The sequence below is a fragment of the Mesobacillus sp. QJM3NY_10 genome (genome assembly GCF_056173465.1).
Genome location: NZ_CM149675.1, coordinates 1,714,226 through 1,730,897, shown reverse-complemented (window position 1 = coordinate 1,730,897; position 16,672 = coordinate 1,714,226). Strand labels below are relative to the sequence as shown.

General features: G+C 45.6%; 12 protein-coding genes. 1 reads left to right on the top strand and 11 read right to left on the bottom strand.

Annotated elements, in window-relative coordinates; all coding sequences use genetic code 11:
- Positions 1 to 211: 211 nt before the first annotated feature.
- Positions 212 to 2,902: a calcium-translocating P-type ATPase, SERCA-type gene (locus AC0VX7_RS08570; protein WP_475427479.1), complete on the bottom strand. Its 2,691-nt coding sequence runs from the start codon at positions 2,900 to 2,902 to the stop codon at positions 212 to 214.
- A gap of 155 nt (positions 2,903 to 3,057) precedes the next feature.
- On the opposite strand from AC0VX7_RS08570, the gene AC0VX7_RS08565 reads away from it, so the two are divergent.
- Positions 3,058 to 4,767, top strand: coding sequence for an Rqc2 family fibronectin-binding protein (locus tag AC0VX7_RS08565; protein ID WP_475427478.1), 1,710 nt, complete (start codon positions 3,058 to 3,060; stop codon positions 4,765 to 4,767).
- 54 nt (positions 4,768 to 4,821) lie between these two features.
- Here the strand turns inward: AC0VX7_RS08565 and AC0VX7_RS08560 are convergent, their stop codons facing one another.
- The 10 genes from AC0VX7_RS08560 to AC0VX7_RS08515 all read right to left on the bottom strand — a co-directional run bounded on the left by AC0VX7_RS08560 (position 4,822) and on the right by AC0VX7_RS08515 (position 16,670).
- Entirely contained in the window at positions 4,822 to 5,469 is a 648-nt protein-coding gene (locus tag AC0VX7_RS08560) for a VTT domain-containing protein (protein WP_475427477.1), read from the bottom strand.
- 189 nt (positions 5,470 to 5,658) lie between these two features.
- Positions 5,659 to 6,297, bottom strand: a complete 639-nt coding sequence (gene pyrE, locus AC0VX7_RS08555; protein ID WP_475427476.1) for an orotate phosphoribosyltransferase — start codon at positions 6,295 to 6,297, stop codon at positions 5,659 to 5,661.
- Positions 6,294 to 7,010, bottom strand: a complete 717-nt coding sequence (gene pyrF, locus AC0VX7_RS08550; RefSeq protein ID WP_475427475.1) for an orotidine-5'-phosphate decarboxylase — start codon at positions 7,008 to 7,010, stop codon at positions 6,294 to 6,296. Before pyrF ends, pyrE begins: the two co-directional genes overlap by 4 nt.
- On the bottom strand, positions 6,982 to 7,923 hold the full coding sequence (locus AC0VX7_RS08545; protein ID WP_475427474.1) for a dihydroorotate dehydrogenase: 942 nt from the start codon (positions 7,921 to 7,923) through the stop codon (positions 6,982 to 6,984). Before AC0VX7_RS08545 ends, pyrF begins: the two co-directional genes overlap by 29 nt.
- The gene (locus AC0VX7_RS08540) at positions 7,920 to 8,693 is read right to left on the bottom strand and encodes a dihydroorotate dehydrogenase electron transfer subunit (protein ID WP_475427473.1); all 774 of its coding nucleotides are present in this window, start codon (positions 8,691 to 8,693) and stop codon (positions 7,920 to 7,922) included. Before AC0VX7_RS08540 ends, AC0VX7_RS08545 begins: the two co-directional genes overlap by 4 nt.
- Positions 8,690 to 11,902 (bottom strand): carbamoyl-phosphate synthase large subunit, encoded by a 3,213-nt coding sequence (gene carB, locus AC0VX7_RS08535; RefSeq protein ID WP_475427472.1) that lies wholly within the window; start codon positions 11,900 to 11,902, stop codon positions 8,690 to 8,692. The genes AC0VX7_RS08540 and carB overlap by 4 nt, the downstream gene beginning before the upstream one ends.
- Entirely contained in the window at positions 11,889 to 12,986 is a 1,098-nt protein-coding gene (locus tag AC0VX7_RS08530) for a carbamoyl phosphate synthase small subunit (RefSeq protein WP_475427471.1), read from the bottom strand. Before AC0VX7_RS08530 ends, carB begins: the two co-directional genes overlap by 14 nt.
- Positions 12,983 to 14,266, bottom strand: coding sequence for a dihydroorotase (locus AC0VX7_RS08525; RefSeq protein WP_475427470.1), 1,284 nt, complete (start codon positions 14,264 to 14,266; stop codon positions 12,983 to 12,985). Before AC0VX7_RS08525 ends, AC0VX7_RS08530 begins: the two co-directional genes overlap by 4 nt.
- The gene (locus tag AC0VX7_RS08520) at positions 14,229 to 15,173 is read right to left on the bottom strand and encodes an aspartate carbamoyltransferase catalytic subunit (protein WP_475427469.1); all 945 of its coding nucleotides are present in this window, start codon (positions 15,171 to 15,173) and stop codon (positions 14,229 to 14,231) included. Before AC0VX7_RS08520 ends, AC0VX7_RS08525 begins: the two co-directional genes overlap by 38 nt.
- Before the next feature lie 177 nt (positions 15,174 to 15,350).
- On the bottom strand, positions 15,351 to 16,670 hold the full coding sequence (locus tag AC0VX7_RS08515) for a solute carrier family 23 protein (RefSeq protein WP_475427468.1): 1,320 nt from the start codon (positions 16,668 to 16,670) through the stop codon (positions 15,351 to 15,353).
- Between the last annotated feature and the right edge of the window lie 2 nt (positions 16,671 to 16,672).

Sequence of the window (16,672 nt, the reverse complement as noted above, 5' to 3'; positions counted from 1 at the left end):
GAGCCTTCTAAAAAGTCGAGTTTCCTGTAGACCCGTGGAACAGACTTATCCATTTATGTAATCTCTTATACTTGTTTTTTTCTCGCCCTCACCTCGAGAGGGAATCTCGAGCCCAGGACCGTATCCATTTTCATAAAACTTTAAGCAGTAAGTGCAAGAAAGTATTACGAAAAAAAGAAAGGCAATAGAGCCTTCTCTATTACCTAACGGATTATATCATATTTCTCTTTGTTTTTCTTGCAAAAAATGTTCCTGCAAGCAAAAATGTAGGAATTGCCGATAAGCCAAGGATTAATAACCAGTCACCGGCCAGGATTGGTACGGTATGGAATATTGGCTGCAGGGCAGGTGAATAAATAACCACAAGGACCATGGCCAACGATGAAATGACAGCCCAAACTAAATATTTGTTCTCAAACGGGTTGCGGGCAAAGATTGATTTCTCGCTTCGGCAGTCGAATACATGGATCAGCTGTGCCATCACGAGTGTAGTAAATGCAATCGTCTGGGCATATACCAGGTCATCCGGATTTCTATTATAGACAATCATAAATGCGAACAAAGTCATTAATCCAATCAAGAAGCCTCTTGAAACGACTTTCCAGCCTAACCCCCTGGCAAATACCCCTTCTTTAGGATGGCGCGGAGACCTTTTCATTACATCTTCCTCAGGCTGGTCCAGCCCTAATGCCATCGCAGGCAGACCATCTGTTACCAGGTTGACCCACAGGATTTGAATCGGCACTAGCGGCAGCGGCAAACCTATGATCATCGCGAAGAGCATGACCAATATCTCCCCAACATTGGAAGCCAGAAGGTACCTGATGAACTTCCTGATATTTTCATAAATGTTCCTGCCCTCTTTTATTGCTGCTTTAATTGTGGCAAAGTTATCATCCAGAAGTACGAGTGAAGATGCTTCCTTCGCCACATCTGTACCAGCAATCCCCATAGCCACCCCAATATCTGCAGCTTTAATTGCTGGCGCATCGTTTACGCCATCGCCTGTCATAGCGACGATATGTCCTCTGTTTTGCAGGGCCTTGACGATCTTTAGTTTATGTTCTGGCGAAACTCGCGCAAAAACGGAGACATCATCGACGATATCCTCCAGCTCAGAAACGGACATCTCTGATAACGCTTTTCCATCCAATACTTTGCTGCCTTTGGTTAAAATACCTAACTGATTCGCAATCGCCTTTGCTGTAATGACGTGATCACCAGTAATCATCACCGTTTTGATCCCTGCATCGCGGCATTCTTTTACAGCTGTCTTCACTTCAGGTCGCGGCGGGTCAATCATACCTTGCAATCCGATGAAAACCAGGTCTTTTTCAGCTTCATTTTCATGAAGGACTACAGTGTTTTGAGGAATTGGTTTGAAGGCAATTGCAATCGTTCTTAATGCGTTGCCAGCCAGCTCGTCAATCGCCCCCTGAACTTTGGCAGTCAAATCCTTTGTGAGGTGCTGTTGTCTTTCGTCCCAAAGGATTGAATCACTTAATCCAATCAGGACATCCGGTGCGCCTTTTACAACAGCGAATTTACGTCCCGTATGATCTTTCACAATCATGCTCATCATTTTTCGTTGGGAATCGAATGGGAACTCATTTACAATTTCAAACTGGTTGAGCAAATTCTCTCTTCTGTAGCCGGCTTTCATTGCGGCAACCAGCAGAGCACCTTCAGTTGGGTCACCATCAATTGCGTACTCACCATCTTTGTCAATCATTTCAGCGTGGTTGCAAAGCATGCCAAATGTCAGCAGCTGCTGCAGAGATTTTTCATTTTGCGGGTCCACGCTTTTATCATTATGAAAGAACAACCCTGTCGGTGAGTACCCTACACCGTCGACTGTCCAAGTTTTATTGCCACTCCAAAGATGAGTGACCGTCATCTTGTTTTGCGTCATCGTCCCTGTTTTGTCAGAACAAATGACAGACGCACAGCCAAGTGTCTCCACAGCCGGCAGCTTCCTGACGATCGCATTCTTCCTGATCATTCTCTGGACACCAAGTGACAATGCCACCGTTACAATTGCAGGAAGCCCTTCCGGGATGGCGGCTACCGCCAAGCTGACACCCGCAAGGAACATCGTATATAGATCATGCCCCTGGAGCACTCCAATCCCTACTACCAAAAGTGTTAAGAAAAGAGCTGCTGTAATCAGGATTTTCCCCAACTGTTCCAGTCTACGCTGCAGCGGTGTTTCCTGTGTTTCGGCCGTCTGGAGCAAGTCAGCGATCTGGCCCATTGCTGTTTTCATTCCTGTAGCAACAACAACACCGGTTCCAGTTCCCCTTGTAACCATCGTGCCCATGAACGCCATATTTTCCATATCACCAAGACCCGGGTTAGGAATCCTCAACGGACTTGTGTTTTTTTGTACTGGGACTGACTCTCCCGTAAGCGCTGACTCTTCAATTTCCAGACTTCTGGATTCAATCAAGCGGATATCCGCACCAATCCTGTCCCCGCTTATAAATTTAAGGATGTCTCCAGGTACGACTTCCTTTGACGGAATCTTGGTCCACTCTCCATCACGCAAAGCATGGACCTGCGGAGCAGAAAGCTCTTTCAGGGCATCAAGCGATTTTTCCGCCTTTCTTTCCTGGAAAAAACCTAAAATTCCATTTACAAGAACAATGGCTATGATGGCGATTGCATCGACCATTTCACCGAGAAGGCCTGATATCAAAGTTGCTGCAAGGAGCACCAGTACCATGAAATCCTTGAACTGGCTGAAGAATAATAACAGGGCCGATTGTTTCTCCCCCTCGGCCAATGCATTATATCCATGCTGTTCACGTCTGCGTTTTACTTCCTTTTCTTCCAATCCTTCTGTAAAATCTGTTCTTAAGGCACTAGCTATTTCATTTTCATTCATCTCATGGAACTTCATGGGGCCATCACACTTCCTCCTTGTTTGTCCTACTCTAAAGAAAGCTTATTCAGCCCTGTCCAAAAAAATGATAAGATGTTTAATAGATATAAAAGCGGAAGCGCCTTGGTCAGACCAGACAAGGCCTCAGATAAATAGAAAAGGATGTATTTCATATGTCATTTGACGGATTGTTTACAAGAGCCATCACAAACGAACTTTCCTCCCTTCTTAAAGGGGGACGAATCAATAAAATTCACCAGCCTTATAAAAATGAAATTATCCTGGCTGTGAGGGCAAACGGAGTTAACCATAAGCTGCTATTGTCTGCTCACCCAAGCTACGCCAGAGTCCAAATCACAAACGAGCAATATGATAACCCTAACGAACCACCAATGTTCTGCATGCTTCTGCGCAAACACCTTGAAGGGTTCATAATAGAAGATATCAAACAGGCCGGCCTTGATCGGATGATTATTTTTGAAGTAAAAGGAAGAAATGAAATAGGCGATATATCCTACAAGCAGTTGATTGTTGAAATCATGGGACGCCACAGCAACATTATCATCGTCGATAAAAACAGGAACATGATCCTTGACAGCATCAAGCATGTTTCATTTGCCGTGAATACGCACAGGGCAATTATGCCTGGGCAAGAGTATGTCTTGCCTCCCCAACAGGAGAAAATGAACCCGTTTGAAGCCCAGGAAGAAGATGTGCTAAGGGTAATCGATTTTAATGCAGGCAAACTCGATAAGCAGCTAGTGTCAAATTTTGCTGGAGTCTCACCGGTATTGGCCAGAGAAATAGTCTTTAAAGCTGGCCTTGCAAACCGCACGACTCTTCCAAAGGCCGTCACCTCCGTGATGAGTGAGTTCAGAGAACACCATTACAAACCTTCCATTACTAATGGGAGCAATAAAGAAGCATTTTACCTGATTCCGATTGAACATTTGAAGGGTGAAGCAAAATCCTTTGATTCGCTGAGCAGCCTGCTCGACCGTTATTATTTTGGCAAAGCGGAACGGGACCGCGTCAAGCAGCAGGGCAATGACCTAGAGCGTCTGATCGCTAATGAAAAAGAGAAGAATGAGAAGAAAATCTTAAAACTAGAAAAAACTCTTGAAGATGCAAAAAAGGCTGAACAGTATCAATTATATGGAGAGCTGCTGACCGCTAATATTTTTATGGTCGAAAAGGGCATGAAGGAAATTACCGTTGTTAATTATTATGACGAAGATGGTGCATCAATCACGATTCCGCTGGAGCCTAGGAAAACACCTTCGGAAAATGCCCAAAGATACTTCACAAAGTATCAAAAGGCAAAGAAATCCGTCAATATTGTAAAAGAACAAATTGAAATAGCCAGAGCCGAGGTTTCCTACTTCGATTCCCTCCTACAGCAGGTTGAAGCCGCTTCACCAAAGGATATTGAAGAGATCAGGGAAGAGTTGATTGAGGGCGGATATATACGCGCCCGTCAGAAAAAGGGAAATAAAAACAAGCAAAACCTAAAGCCGCTTCTTGAAAAATACCGCTCTTCCGATGATACCGAAATCCTTGTCGGGAAAAATAATAAGCAAAATGATTACCTAACAAACAAGGTAGCTGCACGCGATGAAATATGGCTCCACACAAAAGATATCCCGGGATCGCATGTGGTCATCCGCAGTAAAGAGCCATCCGAAGAAACGATTCTCGAAGCAGCACAGATTGCGGCCTACTTCAGCAAAGCACGGAATTCCAGCTCAGTTCCTGTCGACTTTACCAAGGTGCGTCATGTGAAGAAGCCAGCCGGAGGAAAGCCTGGGTTCGTTATTTATGAACAGCAGCAGACAGTATACGTGACACCTGATGAAGATATGATCCTAAAATTGAAACAGTAATATTATGAAACCCGCCTTCATTCCCAAAGGCGGGTTTTAGATTCTATATCCATCTCAGGCTAATGCCTCTTTTTTCTTTTTATACTGTTGTATAAAACCAATGATAGCAGGTATGAATGCCGTTAAAGATACTAGCATTAAAGTAAGGAATAAATTTTCTACTACCCATGAAATATTCCCTAGGATGAACCCTGCTGCCAGCCAGAGCGACGTCCAGATCAATCCCCCGATAAGGTTGAAGCATAAGAATGTCCTATATTCATATCCGGTGTATCCAGAAACAAATGGCACCGAAGTTCTCATGAGCGGAACAAACCTCGAGGCAGAAATGGCTACCCTGCCGTAATCAGACAAGAAATCCTTCGCCTTGCCAATAGATTTATCTGATGTTAAGCGGTTTAGAGAATGTTTTTTGGAGTTTAACTTCCTTAACAGCTTGCCAATGAAGAAATTCTGGCTGTCACCTAGGATCGTTGCAGCTACAAAGAGGATAAACAAGGTTTTAAAATTCAGGTCTCCAGTCGCGGCTAGAGTACCACTTGCAAAGACCATTGAATCTCCTGGCAAAAAAGTGAGGATGACAAAACCCGTTTTAAAATAAACGATCAAAAACAGCATGATGTATATCGCTGCTCCAAATTCATCAATATAGTAGTGGAGACTATTATCAATATTTTTGAGCAATTGAATGATTTCGTCCATGCTTTCCCCCATCCCCTCTACTTTTCATAAAATCAACAACTTTCTAATTATATTGAAACACATACATTGGCTGCTTTGCCACTGTATGAAACGCATAATATCTTATTAATGTATTCTCATTCATGAAAAAAGCGTACCCTCAGACAAGGATACGCAAATAATAAACTAAGTTTTTACTGTTTATACTTTTTAAATATCACTTTTTACAGCTAGCCATTCTGCTGGATTCTTCTGCCATTGAACCAGACTTTTATGGTTTTCTCCGGTGATCAACCCTTTTTCCTCAGCAATAGTTGCCAGTACAGTGAAATCAGTTAAAGAATATGCTGTGATATTAGCATTCTTAAGCTGCTGCACACCTTTTTCCAATCCATATGTAAAAATCGATACAACCCCGAGTACTTCGCAGCCTGCTTCTCTCAATGCCTCGACAGCCTCAATGACGCTGCCTCCCGTTGAAATTAGATCCTCGACAACGACGACCTTCTGGCCTTCGCTCACTTTTCCTTCAATCTGATTTCCTTTTCCGTGCCCCTTTGCCTTGGAACGAACATAGCACATCGGCAAATCAAGCAGTTCGCTTACCCAAGCGCCATGAGGTATACCAGCAGTAGCCGTCCCCGCAATCATTTCAGTCTCTGGAAAATGCTCAACAATCAAACCCTTCAGCCCTTCAGCCACTTTTCTGCGAATCGAAGGATAGGACAGCGTGAGTCGGTTATCACAGTAGATCGGCGACTTCATTCCCGAAGACCATGTAAATGGATTGTCAGGCTGCAAGCTGACGGCTTCGATTTCAAGCAATGCTTCTGCTATTTCTTTTTTCATTGGTAAACACCCTTCCATTCATTTTTAATCTTAAAATAGCTTTCAAGCGGATTGGCAGCACGGGTAATCGGCCTGCCGATGACGATCGCCGAAATTCCTTGCTCTCTTGCAAACTCAGGAGTTGCCGTACGCTTCTGGTCCTGCTGGTTGCTGGCTACTGGGCGGATACCCGGTGTGACGGTCAAGAATTCCGTTCCCAATTGGCCGTGAATGGACCTGGCTTCATAAGGGGAACAGACAACTCCATCCAGTCCGGACTTTTTCGCTAGTGCGGCGTAATTTAATACGGACTCCTGTAATGATACCCTGATGAGTTGTTCAGAATTGACCTGGATTTCTGATGTACTTGTCAATTGGGTGACCGCAATGCATTCAGGACGCTTGAGACCTGCCGGAGTGCCTGCGTCAAGACCTTCGATTGCTGCCGCCATCATTTCCGAACCTCCAGCAGCATGGACATTGACAAGGTCACATCCCAGTCCAGCGAGCACCTTCATCGCACTTTTTACCGTATTAGGAATGTCATGGAGTTTCAGGTCAAGGAAGATTTTATGATTCTGCTTCTTTAACTCCTCAATGATTGACGGTCCTTCTGCATAAAAAAGCTCCATTCCGACTTTCACAAATAGCTGCTCCTGCTCAAAAGGCTTCAGGAATTCCATGACCTGGCTTTTTCCAGGAAAATCAAGGGCGATAATAAGCGAGTCTTTCATTCTTCTTCCAGCTCCTTCCCGTTAATTCAGAAATATGGTCTGCCCCCAGCTTAGCCAGCATTTCTGGCAATTCATCAATAATCTTTGGACAAATAAATGGATCAACAAAGTTCTGTGTTCCAACGGCAGCAGCACTTGCACCGGCAAGGAAAAACTCGATGACATCTTCAGCGGATTGTATTCCTCCCATTCCAATAATTGGGATCGATACGTGCTGACTGACTTCATAGATCATCCTGATGGCGACTGGCTTCACGGAAGGGCCCGACAAGCCGCCGGTTTTATTCGCAAGAATCGGCTGCCCTGTCGAAAGGTCGATTCTCATGCCAAGCAAAGTGTTGATCATCGTAAGTCCATCCGCACCGCCATCCTCAACTGCCCTGGCGATCTTTACAATGTCAGATACATTGGGAGAAAGCTTCACATACACAGGCACTTCAGACACTTCTTTTACCTTTCGGGTAAGAGCCTTGGCCGTCACCGGGTCCGTGCCAAATGCGATCCCGCCTGTTTTGACATTTGGACATGATATGTTTAGTTCAAGTGCATGGACATTCGGAGCCTTTGACAATTGTTCTGCTACTTTTACGTAATCATCCTCTGTTGAACCAGCGATGTTCGCAATGACTGGCACATCAAACTGCTCTAGCCATGGAAGCTCTTCATTGAAGACTTTTTCGAGTCCAGGGTTTTGCAGGCCAATTGCATTCAACATTCCGCCCGGCGTCTCGGCAACTCTTGGAGTTGGATTCCCGAATCGCGGTTCAGGAGTCGTCGCTTTTACCATGATTGCCCCAAGCCCACTCAAATCATATAATTGGCTGAACTCTCTCCCAAAACCAAAGCATCCTGAAGCCGGCATTACCGGGTTTTTTAAATTTAGCCCTGGCAGCTCGATCGATAGCGAACTCATATGACAACCTCCCCTGCTTGAAAAACTGGTCCATCGCTGCAGACCTTTTTATACGTGAAACCTTGTGGATCATCCTTCGTATGGCAGACACATGCAAAGCAAGCTCCAATTCCGCATCCCATCCGCTCTTCTAGCGACAAATATGTTTTCGGTGCATACTGACCATTCTCGATTGCCCGCAACATCGGTGTCGGACCGCAAGCAAAGACAATATCTGCTTGAACCTCTAATCCATCAAGAATATCAGTGACAAATCCTTTTCTTCCATATGATCCATCAACAGTCGCCACATAAACTTCTCCGAATTCAGCTAGCTCTTTTTCGTAAAAAACAGCGCTAGATGACTGGAATCCGATAATGCTTATGACGTTTACTCCTTTACGTGCCAGCTGCTTAGCAAGCTCATACATCGGTGGAACACCTACGCCGCCGCCCACCAGGACAGCTGTCTGTCCCAGCTTCGCTTCCTCTACAGGAAAGCCATTGCCTAATGGTCCCAGGACATCGACACTCATACCTATGGATTTATCGGCAAGCAGGGAGGTTCCTTTTCCCTGCCTCCGGTAAATTATCGTGAACGACCCATCATTGATTGAAGCGATGCTTATCGGCCTCCGCAGCAAGGGATCGAATCCGTCTGCCACCTTTACATGAACAAACTGGCCGGCCTGTGTCATTTCAGCGGAAAGCTTACCTTCCACGACTAGTTCAAAAATGTTGTCTGCAACTTGCTTGTTGCTGACTATCTTGCAGTTTTCCTGCTTGATCATGAAAGCACACCTTCTTTGGCCGACTCCATCGGCTTTAGGGCATCAGCTGAAAATGTCATAGATTCAATGACTCTTAAAATCGCTTTTGCAGTATCCAGTGAAGTCAGGCAAGGTACTCCATTTTCCACAGATTCGCGGCGGATCCTGAAACCATCACGCTCTGGCTGCTTTCCTTTTGTCAGTGTATTGATGACCATCTGTGCTTCTCCCTTTCGAATCACATCAATCAGGTTCAGGCCTTCAGAGCCGATCTTTCCGACTGTTTTCACCTTAATGCCGGCAGTTTCCAGGTATTGTGCTGTACCTTCTGTCGCCATCAATTGGTAGCCTATATTCGAGAATCTTTTCGCAAGTGCCAATGTCTCTTCTTTATCCTTATCTGCGACTGTAAGCAGGACTGTACCGAATTCCTGTATTTTCATACCAGCCGCAATCATGCCTTTATACAAAGCTTTCTCAAGTGTTGTATCCTTGCCCATAACTTCCCCGGTAGACTTCATTTCAGGTCCGAGCGTGATGTCTACGCGGCGTAATTTTTCAAAAGAGAACACTGGTACCTTTACAAAAACTCCATCCTGCTCAGGTACAAGTCCGGTTTCGTACCCCTGCTCAGGCAGGCTCTGGCCAAGGATGACCTTCGTAGCGATTTTCGCCATCGGAACATTCGTGATTTTGCTTAGAAATGGTACCGTACGGCTAGAGCGCGGGTTTACCTCGAGCACATAAACTTCTTCATTTGCAATGACATATTGAATATTTAGCAATCCGACAATGTTCAGCCCTCTTGCCAAATCGATTGTATAGTTCACCAGCTTCTGTTTAATTTCCTCGCTAAGGCTTTGTGGCGGATAGACGCCGATTGAATCACCCGAGTGGACGCCAGCTCTTTCGATATGTTCCATGATTCCCGGTATCAGGACGCTTTTACCATCTGAAATCGCATCGACCTCTACCTCTTTTCCAGTCAGATAACGGTCGATTAGCACCGGATATTCCGGATTGACCTTCACCGCGTTTTTCATATAATGCAGAAGTTCTTCTTCCTTATAGACAATCTCCATTGCCCTTCCGCCAAGTACATAGGATGGACGGACAAGAACTGGGTAGCCGATTTCAGCCGCAATCAACGCTGCTTCTTCAACTGACTTAGCCGTGCTTCCCTTCGGCAGCGGGATTTTAAGATCAGTTAGTGCGTGTTCAAACTTGTCGCGGTCCTCAGCACGATCCAAGTCCTCCAGGCTCGTTCCGAGAATCTTCACCCCCCTGTCGACAAGCTTTGAAGCCAGATTAATCGCTGTTTGGCCACCGAATTGGACGACAGCGCCAATTGGGTTTTCGAGATTGATAATGTTCATGACATCCTCAATGGTTAACGGTTCAAAGTACAATTTATCCGAGATGCTGAAATCGGTGGAGACCGTTTCAGGGTTGTTGTTGACGATGATGGCCTCATAACCTGCTTCTTTGATCGCTTTTACGGAGTGGACAGTTGCATAATCGAACTCGATGCCCTGACCGATCCTTATTGGCCCGGAGCCCAGTACAATGACGCTTTTTCTTTCTGTCACTACTGATTCATTTTCTTCTTCATATGTGCTATAGAAGTACGGCGTTTCCGACTCGAACTCAGCCGCACAGGTATCCACCATTTTAAAAACAGGGGTCAGACTGTTCTCAATCCGCCACTGGTATACTTCCTGTTCTTGCACATTCCACAGATTGGCTATTACCTTATCAGAAAATCCTTTCTGCTTTGCTGATTTGGCTGTTTCCAGGTCAAACTTCTTTTCAGCAAGCTCTTGCTCAAAAGCTATTACTCTCTCTAATTTATGAAGGAAGAATAAATCGATTTTGCTCCAGCTGTGAAGAGTTTCAATGGAAATGCTTCTTCTGATTGCCTCTGCAAGGTAAAATAATCTCTCGTCACCAGCTTTGCGGATTCTCTTTTCAAGCAATTCATCGTTGATTTCGCTTTGATTATTCAAAGAAAGGTGGATCACATCGGCTTCCAGCGAACGAATTGCTTTTAGCAGTGACTCTTCGAAAGTACGGCCGATTGCCATAACTTCACCGGTTGCTTTCATTTGCGTTCCAAGTGTCCGGTTTGCTGATTCGAATTTATCGAATGGCCAGCGTGGGATCTTTGTTACAACATAATCAAGCGCAGGTTCAAAGCAGGCATATGTTTTACCGGTAACCGGATTGAGCATTTCATCAAGTGTCAATCCAACAGCGATTTTCGCTGCAAGCTTGGCAATTGGATAGCCCGTCGCTTTCGATGCCAGGGCAGAGGATCGGCTGACTCGCGGATTCACTTCGATTACATAATAGTTAAAGCTGTCAGGGTCAAGTGCGAGCTGGACATTGCAGCCACCTTCGATTTTCAGGGCCCTGATGATTTTCAGGCTGGCATTCCTGAGCAGCTGGTATTCGCGGTCACTCAATGTCTGGCTTGGCGCTACGACGATGGAATCTCCTGTATGGACTCCGACCGGATCGAAGTTTTCCATATTGCATACTACAATGGCATTATCATTGCTGTCACGCATCACTTCATATTCAATTTCCTTGAATCCAGCAATGCTCTTTTCAAGCAGGCATTGACCGACTGGACTGTTTTTAATTCCGCTTGTAACAATCTCAATCAACTCTTTTTCGTTGCTGCAGATGCCTCCGCCTGTTCCTCCCATCGTAAAAGCAGGGCGGACAATTACTGGATATCCGACTCTCTCCACAAAGGTATAAGCCTCTTCAAGATTATGGATGATGTCGCTGTCAGGGACCGGCTGTCCGAGCTCGTTCATCAGGTTCCTGAATAACTCCCTGTCCTCCGCCTGGTTGATCGCTTCTAGCTTTGTACCGAGGATCTTCACGCCGCATTCATCCAAAACACCTGATTTGGCCAGTTCAACAGCCAGGTTCAATCCTGTTTGCCCTCCGAGAGTTGGAAGGATGGCATCCGGGCGCTCCTTTCGGATGATCCTTGCCACAAACTCAAGAGTAAGCGGCTCTATGTATACGACATCTGCGATTTCCGTATCAGTCATGATGGTTGCAGGATTCGAATTGACGAGGATGACCTTATAGCCTTCTTCCCGCAGTGCGATGCATGCCTGTGTTCCTGCATAATCGAATTCTGCTGCCTGGCCGATGATGATTGGTCCTGATCCTATGACTAAAATACTGTTAACATCTTTACGCTTTGGCATTTGTGACAGCCTCCTTTTTTTCTGCTTCTACTAGCTCGATGAATTGGTTGAATAATCCGTTCGCATCCTCCGGCCCTGGTGACGCTTCCGGGTGATATTGGACAGTGAATGCCGCCGCGGTTTTATGGGCCAGACCCTCAACCGTTCCATCATTTAAAGCCATGTGCGTAACCCCAAGCTCGGTCCCTGCGACAGAGTCTTCAGTAACTGTATATCCATGGTTTTGCGAGGTCATCGCTACTTTCCCTGTTCGCAAATCCTTCACAGGATGGTTTGAGCCGCGATGTCCGAATTTCATTTTCTCTGTATTTGCACCGCAAGCAAGTGCGAACAGCTGGTGGCCGAGACAAATCCCGAACAATGGAACCTTGCCCAGCAAGCCCTGGATCATTTCGATTGCTTCTGGAACATCCTTCGGGTCCCCAGGCCCATTTGACAGCATGATGCCATCCGGACTCAGACTGAGAATTTCTTGTGCAGTCGTATTGTAAGGGACGACAACCACATCACAATTACGATTATTCAGTTCTCTCAAAATCCCATGCTTCAGGCCAAAATCAACAAGCACAACCCTGTGGCCGCGACCTGGACTCGGATAAGCTGTTTTCGTTGATACTTCCATCACCTGATTGTTCGGCAGTGTTTTGCTTTTAAGAGCCGCAATAATCTCCTGGGGATTTTCATCGATCCCGCAAATTGAACCCTTCAAGGTTCCGTGTTTACGAATGATTTTTGTCAGCTTTCTAGTATCAATTCCAGCTATGGCCGGAATGTCTTTCATTTTAAGATAAGCGTCCAAAGACAGTTCTGAGCGCCAGTTGGATGGATACTCGGCATTTTCCTTCACGATGAGACCCCGGACAGCAGGACTGATTGATTCAAAATCATCTCTGTTGATTCCATAATTTCCGATTAGCGGATATGTCAGGGTGACAATTTGCCCGCAGTATGATGGATCTGACAGGATTTCCTGGTAGCCAGTCATTCCTGTGTTGAAGACAACTTCCCCAATCGTCGCCGTCTCACTTCCAAAGCCTTCTCCAACAAATACCGTGCCATCCTCTAAGATCAACTGCTTTTTCATGCCGTCACAACTCCCTTTTCCCAGACTATTTTTCCTTCAGCAATCGTCATTACTGGCCAACCCTTGCAGCTCCAGCCTGCAAATGGTGTATTTTTTCCTTTTGATAAAAATTCATCTGGATTGATTTCCTTTTCTTCATCAAGATCAATCAATACCACATCGGCCGGCGCGCCAGCTTTCAGTTCTCCATAAGGCAATCCAAATGCTTTCGCTGGTTTGACAGTCAAAAACTCAAGCAACTGTTTTAAGGTAATGATGTTTGTTTTGACCATATGCGAATATAAAAGCGGGAACGCTGTTTCAAGCCCGACAATCCCAAAAGGCGCAAGCTGGATTCCCTCTGCTTTTTCCTCGATCGTATGCGGTGCGTGGTCAGTGGCGATAAAATCGATTGTCCCGTCAAGCAGTCCTTCGATTAATGCCTCCTGGTCCGCCTTGCTTCTAAGTGGTGGATTCATCTTATAGTTGGCATCATTTCCTGTTATGTCGTCTTCATTTAAAAGCAAATGATGCGGAGTTACTTCCGCTGTGACCTTTATGCCATATCTCTTTGCGTCTCGGACTGCCCTGACCGATTCTTTCGTGCTAATATGGCAGACATGGTAGTGGCAGCCTGCCTCTTCTGCAAGCAGGATGTCTCTTGCTATATGTACAGATTCACACACTGACGGGATTCCGTTGAGTCCCAGTTCAGCGGCTTTCCTACCTTCATGGAGAGAGCCTTTATTGATCAATGTATTGTCTTCGCAATGTGCGACGATTGCCATATCAAGCTTTGCAGCCCTTTTCATTGCTTTAAGCATCGTTCCTGCTGACTGGACTCCCACACCGTCATCAGTCAGAGCAAAGGCACCGGCTTCCTTTAATTCTGCAAAATTTGTTAGCTCCTGACCTAGTTCACGAACTGTAATTGACGCATATGGCAGAACTCTTACGGAGGCTGTTTCCTCAATTTTTCTCTGAAGCCATTCCATCTGGTCTTTTGAGTCAGGAACAGGTCTTGTGTTCGGCATTGCAGCTACTGTTGTGAAGCCGCCCCTAGCAGCAGCCAGTGTCCCTGTTGCAATTGTTTCTTTCTTCTCTCCACCAGGCTCGCGCAGATGAACATGCAGGTCTACTAACCCTGGAGATACCAGCTTACCTTCTGCATCAATAATTTGCTTAGCATCTGCAGAGATTTGAGGACCAACTTTTGTGATTTTTCCGTTTTCTATTAAAATATCTACTGATTCAAACCCGTTTTCAGTAACTAGTTTGCCATTTTTGATTAGCATCGACATACTCCATTCCCCCATTCCTATTTTCAAGTGCTCTTTTTAATACTGCCATCCTAATGTACACACCATTTTCCATTTGTTTAAAAATTCGTGACTTCTGACTTTCAACTAATTCATCTGCAATTTCGACGCCGCGATTGACCGGTGCTGGATGGAGAATAATGCTACCCTTCTTCATCATCCTTTCTCTTTCAAGCGTTAAACCATACGATTTATGGTATTCATTTTTATCAAACAGAAGCTTGCCATCATGCCGTTCATGCTGGACTCGAAGGAGCATGACCACATCAGCCAACTCGATCGCCTCGTCTACTGACATATAGCAGCAGCCAGCAGGAAGCTCACTTTGATCCACCCAATCCTCTGGTCCTGAAAAAACAACTTTTGCTCCAAGTCTCACAAGCGCATCTGCATTGGACCTCGCAACACGGCTGTGGAGGATATCACCGATGATCGTGACTGTAAGACCTGTAAAACTTCCGAATTCTTGCTGGATTGTCATAAGGTCGAGCAATGATTGTGTTGGATGATGCCCTTTTCCGTCGCCGGCATTGATGATCGGAACAGAAATTCCATTTTCAAGTTCTGAAAAATAATTTTCTGCACTATGCCTGATGACTACAGCGTCGGTGCCAATCGCTTCAAGTGTTTTAACGGTGTCGTACAATGTTTCGCCTTTTAGTACGCTGGATGTCTGGACCTCAAACGGGATCACCTCAAGTCCTAGCTTGCGTTCAGCCATCTCAAAGCTCGACTTCGTCCTCGTGCTTGGCTCGTAAAATAAATTGCTGATGAACAGCCTCTCTTTTGGCTGCCAAATCTTCCCTCCGGCAAATTCCCTTGCGGACAAAATAATTTCCTGTATTTCTGTTGCACTAAGCTGTGAAGTCGTCAGTAAATCCCATTTCATGGCTGATTCCCCTCCATTTTTTCAAGAAAAAAAGCACCCTGTTTTATGTTCAACAGGGTGCTTGACTATGAGCTTGCCGGCATAATCCCGGTTATACCGGGTTTGCGTGCATCTTGAATAAGCCGGTTCGCTCATAACACCCTTTGAAGCCTCTCTGGACTATATTAAAAGGTGGTACTATGCTACATCGTTCTTTTTCTCAGTTTTTTTTTCTTCTTCCACTTCAAACATATCTTCTTCTAATTCTGGACGGCCAGGCAGTACCAGGTTAAGAATGACACCGATTAGTGCCGCTAAAGCCATCCCATGTATTTCAAAGTTCTCATTCAGCTTAATGAATGCGCCGCCAATCCCGATTACGAGGATGACTGATGACACGACCAGGTTTCTTGTGTTGCCAAAGTCGATCTTGCTGTCCACAAGCATACGCAGACCCGATGAAGCGATGATCCCGAATAACAGGATTGAGACGCCGCCCATCACAGGTGTTGGAATTGAGCTAATCAATGCCGTAATTTTACCGATGAATCCGAATATTGTCGCGATAATTGCTGCGCCAAGCAGGACATACACGCTGTACACTCTCGTAATCGCAAGGACACCAATGTTTTCGCCGTAAGTAGTCTTTGGCGGTCCGCCAATCAAACCCGAAATCATCGTAGCCATTCCGTCACCCATGATGGAGCGATGAAGACCCGGTTCTTTAATATAGTCTCTGCCGACAACCTTACTCAGGACAAGCTGGTGGCCGATATGCTCGGACAATGTAACGATTGCTACTGGAACCATCAGCATGACAATTTCCCAGCTGATGCTTACATTGTAATGAACGAATGGGAAGATGAAGTCTGGCATCTCGAAAATATTTGCTTCTTTTACTCCGCTGAAGTCTACGATGCCTATTGCCATTGAGTAAAGATAACCCACAATGATTCCGGCAAGGATTGGGACCATGCTGAGCATTCCCTTTCCGTAAATCGAGAAGACGATTGTCGCTGCAAGAGTTACTAAAGCCGCAGAGAAATGAATCAAGCTATACTCTGTAGTTCCAGGGACATTCATTGCCATGCTGACAGCTGTTCCTGCCAGTGAGAGTCCGATGACAATGATGACCGGGCCGACTACAACTGGCGGCAACAAGCGCATGATCCAGCGGTAGCCCGCCTTCTTGATGATTAGAGCTACAACTCCATAAACCAGTCCAGCAAGGAATGTTCCGATCATCGCGGCACCGGGACCGCCGCCTGCTTTAGCCGCTATTACAGGAGCAATGAAAGCGAAGGATGATCCAAGGTAAGCCGGAACCTGGAATTTTGTGATGATCAGGAATGCGATCGTTCCAAGTCCGCTTGAGATCAAAGCGATTGCCGGGCTTAAGCCGACCAGATAAGGTACAAGGATTGTCGCGCCAAACATGGCGAATAAGTGCTGAAGACTAAGTGTGAACCATTGGAATGGTGATGGTACATCTTTTATGTCTAGGATTGGTTTATTCATTT

Coding starts and splice junctions, on each gene's coding strand:
- AC0VX7_RS08570 (WP_475427479.1), bottom strand. CDS start 2,902: ATGAAGTTCCATGAGATGAATGAAAATGAAATAGCTAGTGCCTTAAGA.
- AC0VX7_RS08565 (WP_475427478.1), top strand. CDS start 3,058: ATGTCATTTGACGGATTGTTTACAAGAGCCATCACAAACGAACTTTCC.
- AC0VX7_RS08560 (WP_475427477.1), bottom strand. CDS start 5,469: ATGGACGAAATCATTCAATTGCTCAAAAATATTGATAATAGTCTCCAC.
- pyrE (WP_475427476.1), bottom strand. CDS start 6,297: ATGAAAAAAGAAATAGCAGAAGCATTGCTTGAAATCGAAGCCGTCAGC.
- pyrF (WP_475427475.1), bottom strand. CDS start 7,010: ATGAAAGACTCGCTTATTATCGCCCTTGATTTTCCTGGAAAAAGCCAG.
- AC0VX7_RS08545 (WP_475427474.1), bottom strand. CDS start 7,923: ATGAGTTCGCTATCGATCGAGCTGCCAGGGCTAAATTTAAAAAACCCG.
- AC0VX7_RS08540 (WP_475427473.1), bottom strand. CDS start 8,693: ATGATCAAGCAGGAAAACTGCAAGATAGTCAGCAACAAGCAAGTTGCA.
- carB (WP_475427472.1), bottom strand. CDS start 11,902: ATGCCAAAGCGTAAAGATGTTAACAGTATTTTAGTCATAGGATCAGGA.
- AC0VX7_RS08530 (WP_475427471.1), bottom strand. CDS start 12,986: ATGAAAAAGCAGTTGATCTTAGAGGATGGCACGGTATTTGTTGGAGAA.
- AC0VX7_RS08525 (WP_475427470.1), bottom strand. CDS start 14,266: ATGTCGATGCTAATCAAAAATGGCAAACTAGTTACTGAAAACGGGTTT.
- AC0VX7_RS08520 (WP_475427469.1), bottom strand. CDS start 15,173: ATGAAATGGGATTTACTGACGACTTCACAGCTTAGTGCAACAGAAATA.
- AC0VX7_RS08515 (WP_475427468.1), bottom strand. CDS start 16,670: ATGAATAAACCAATCCTAGACATAAAAGATGTACCATCACCATTCCAA.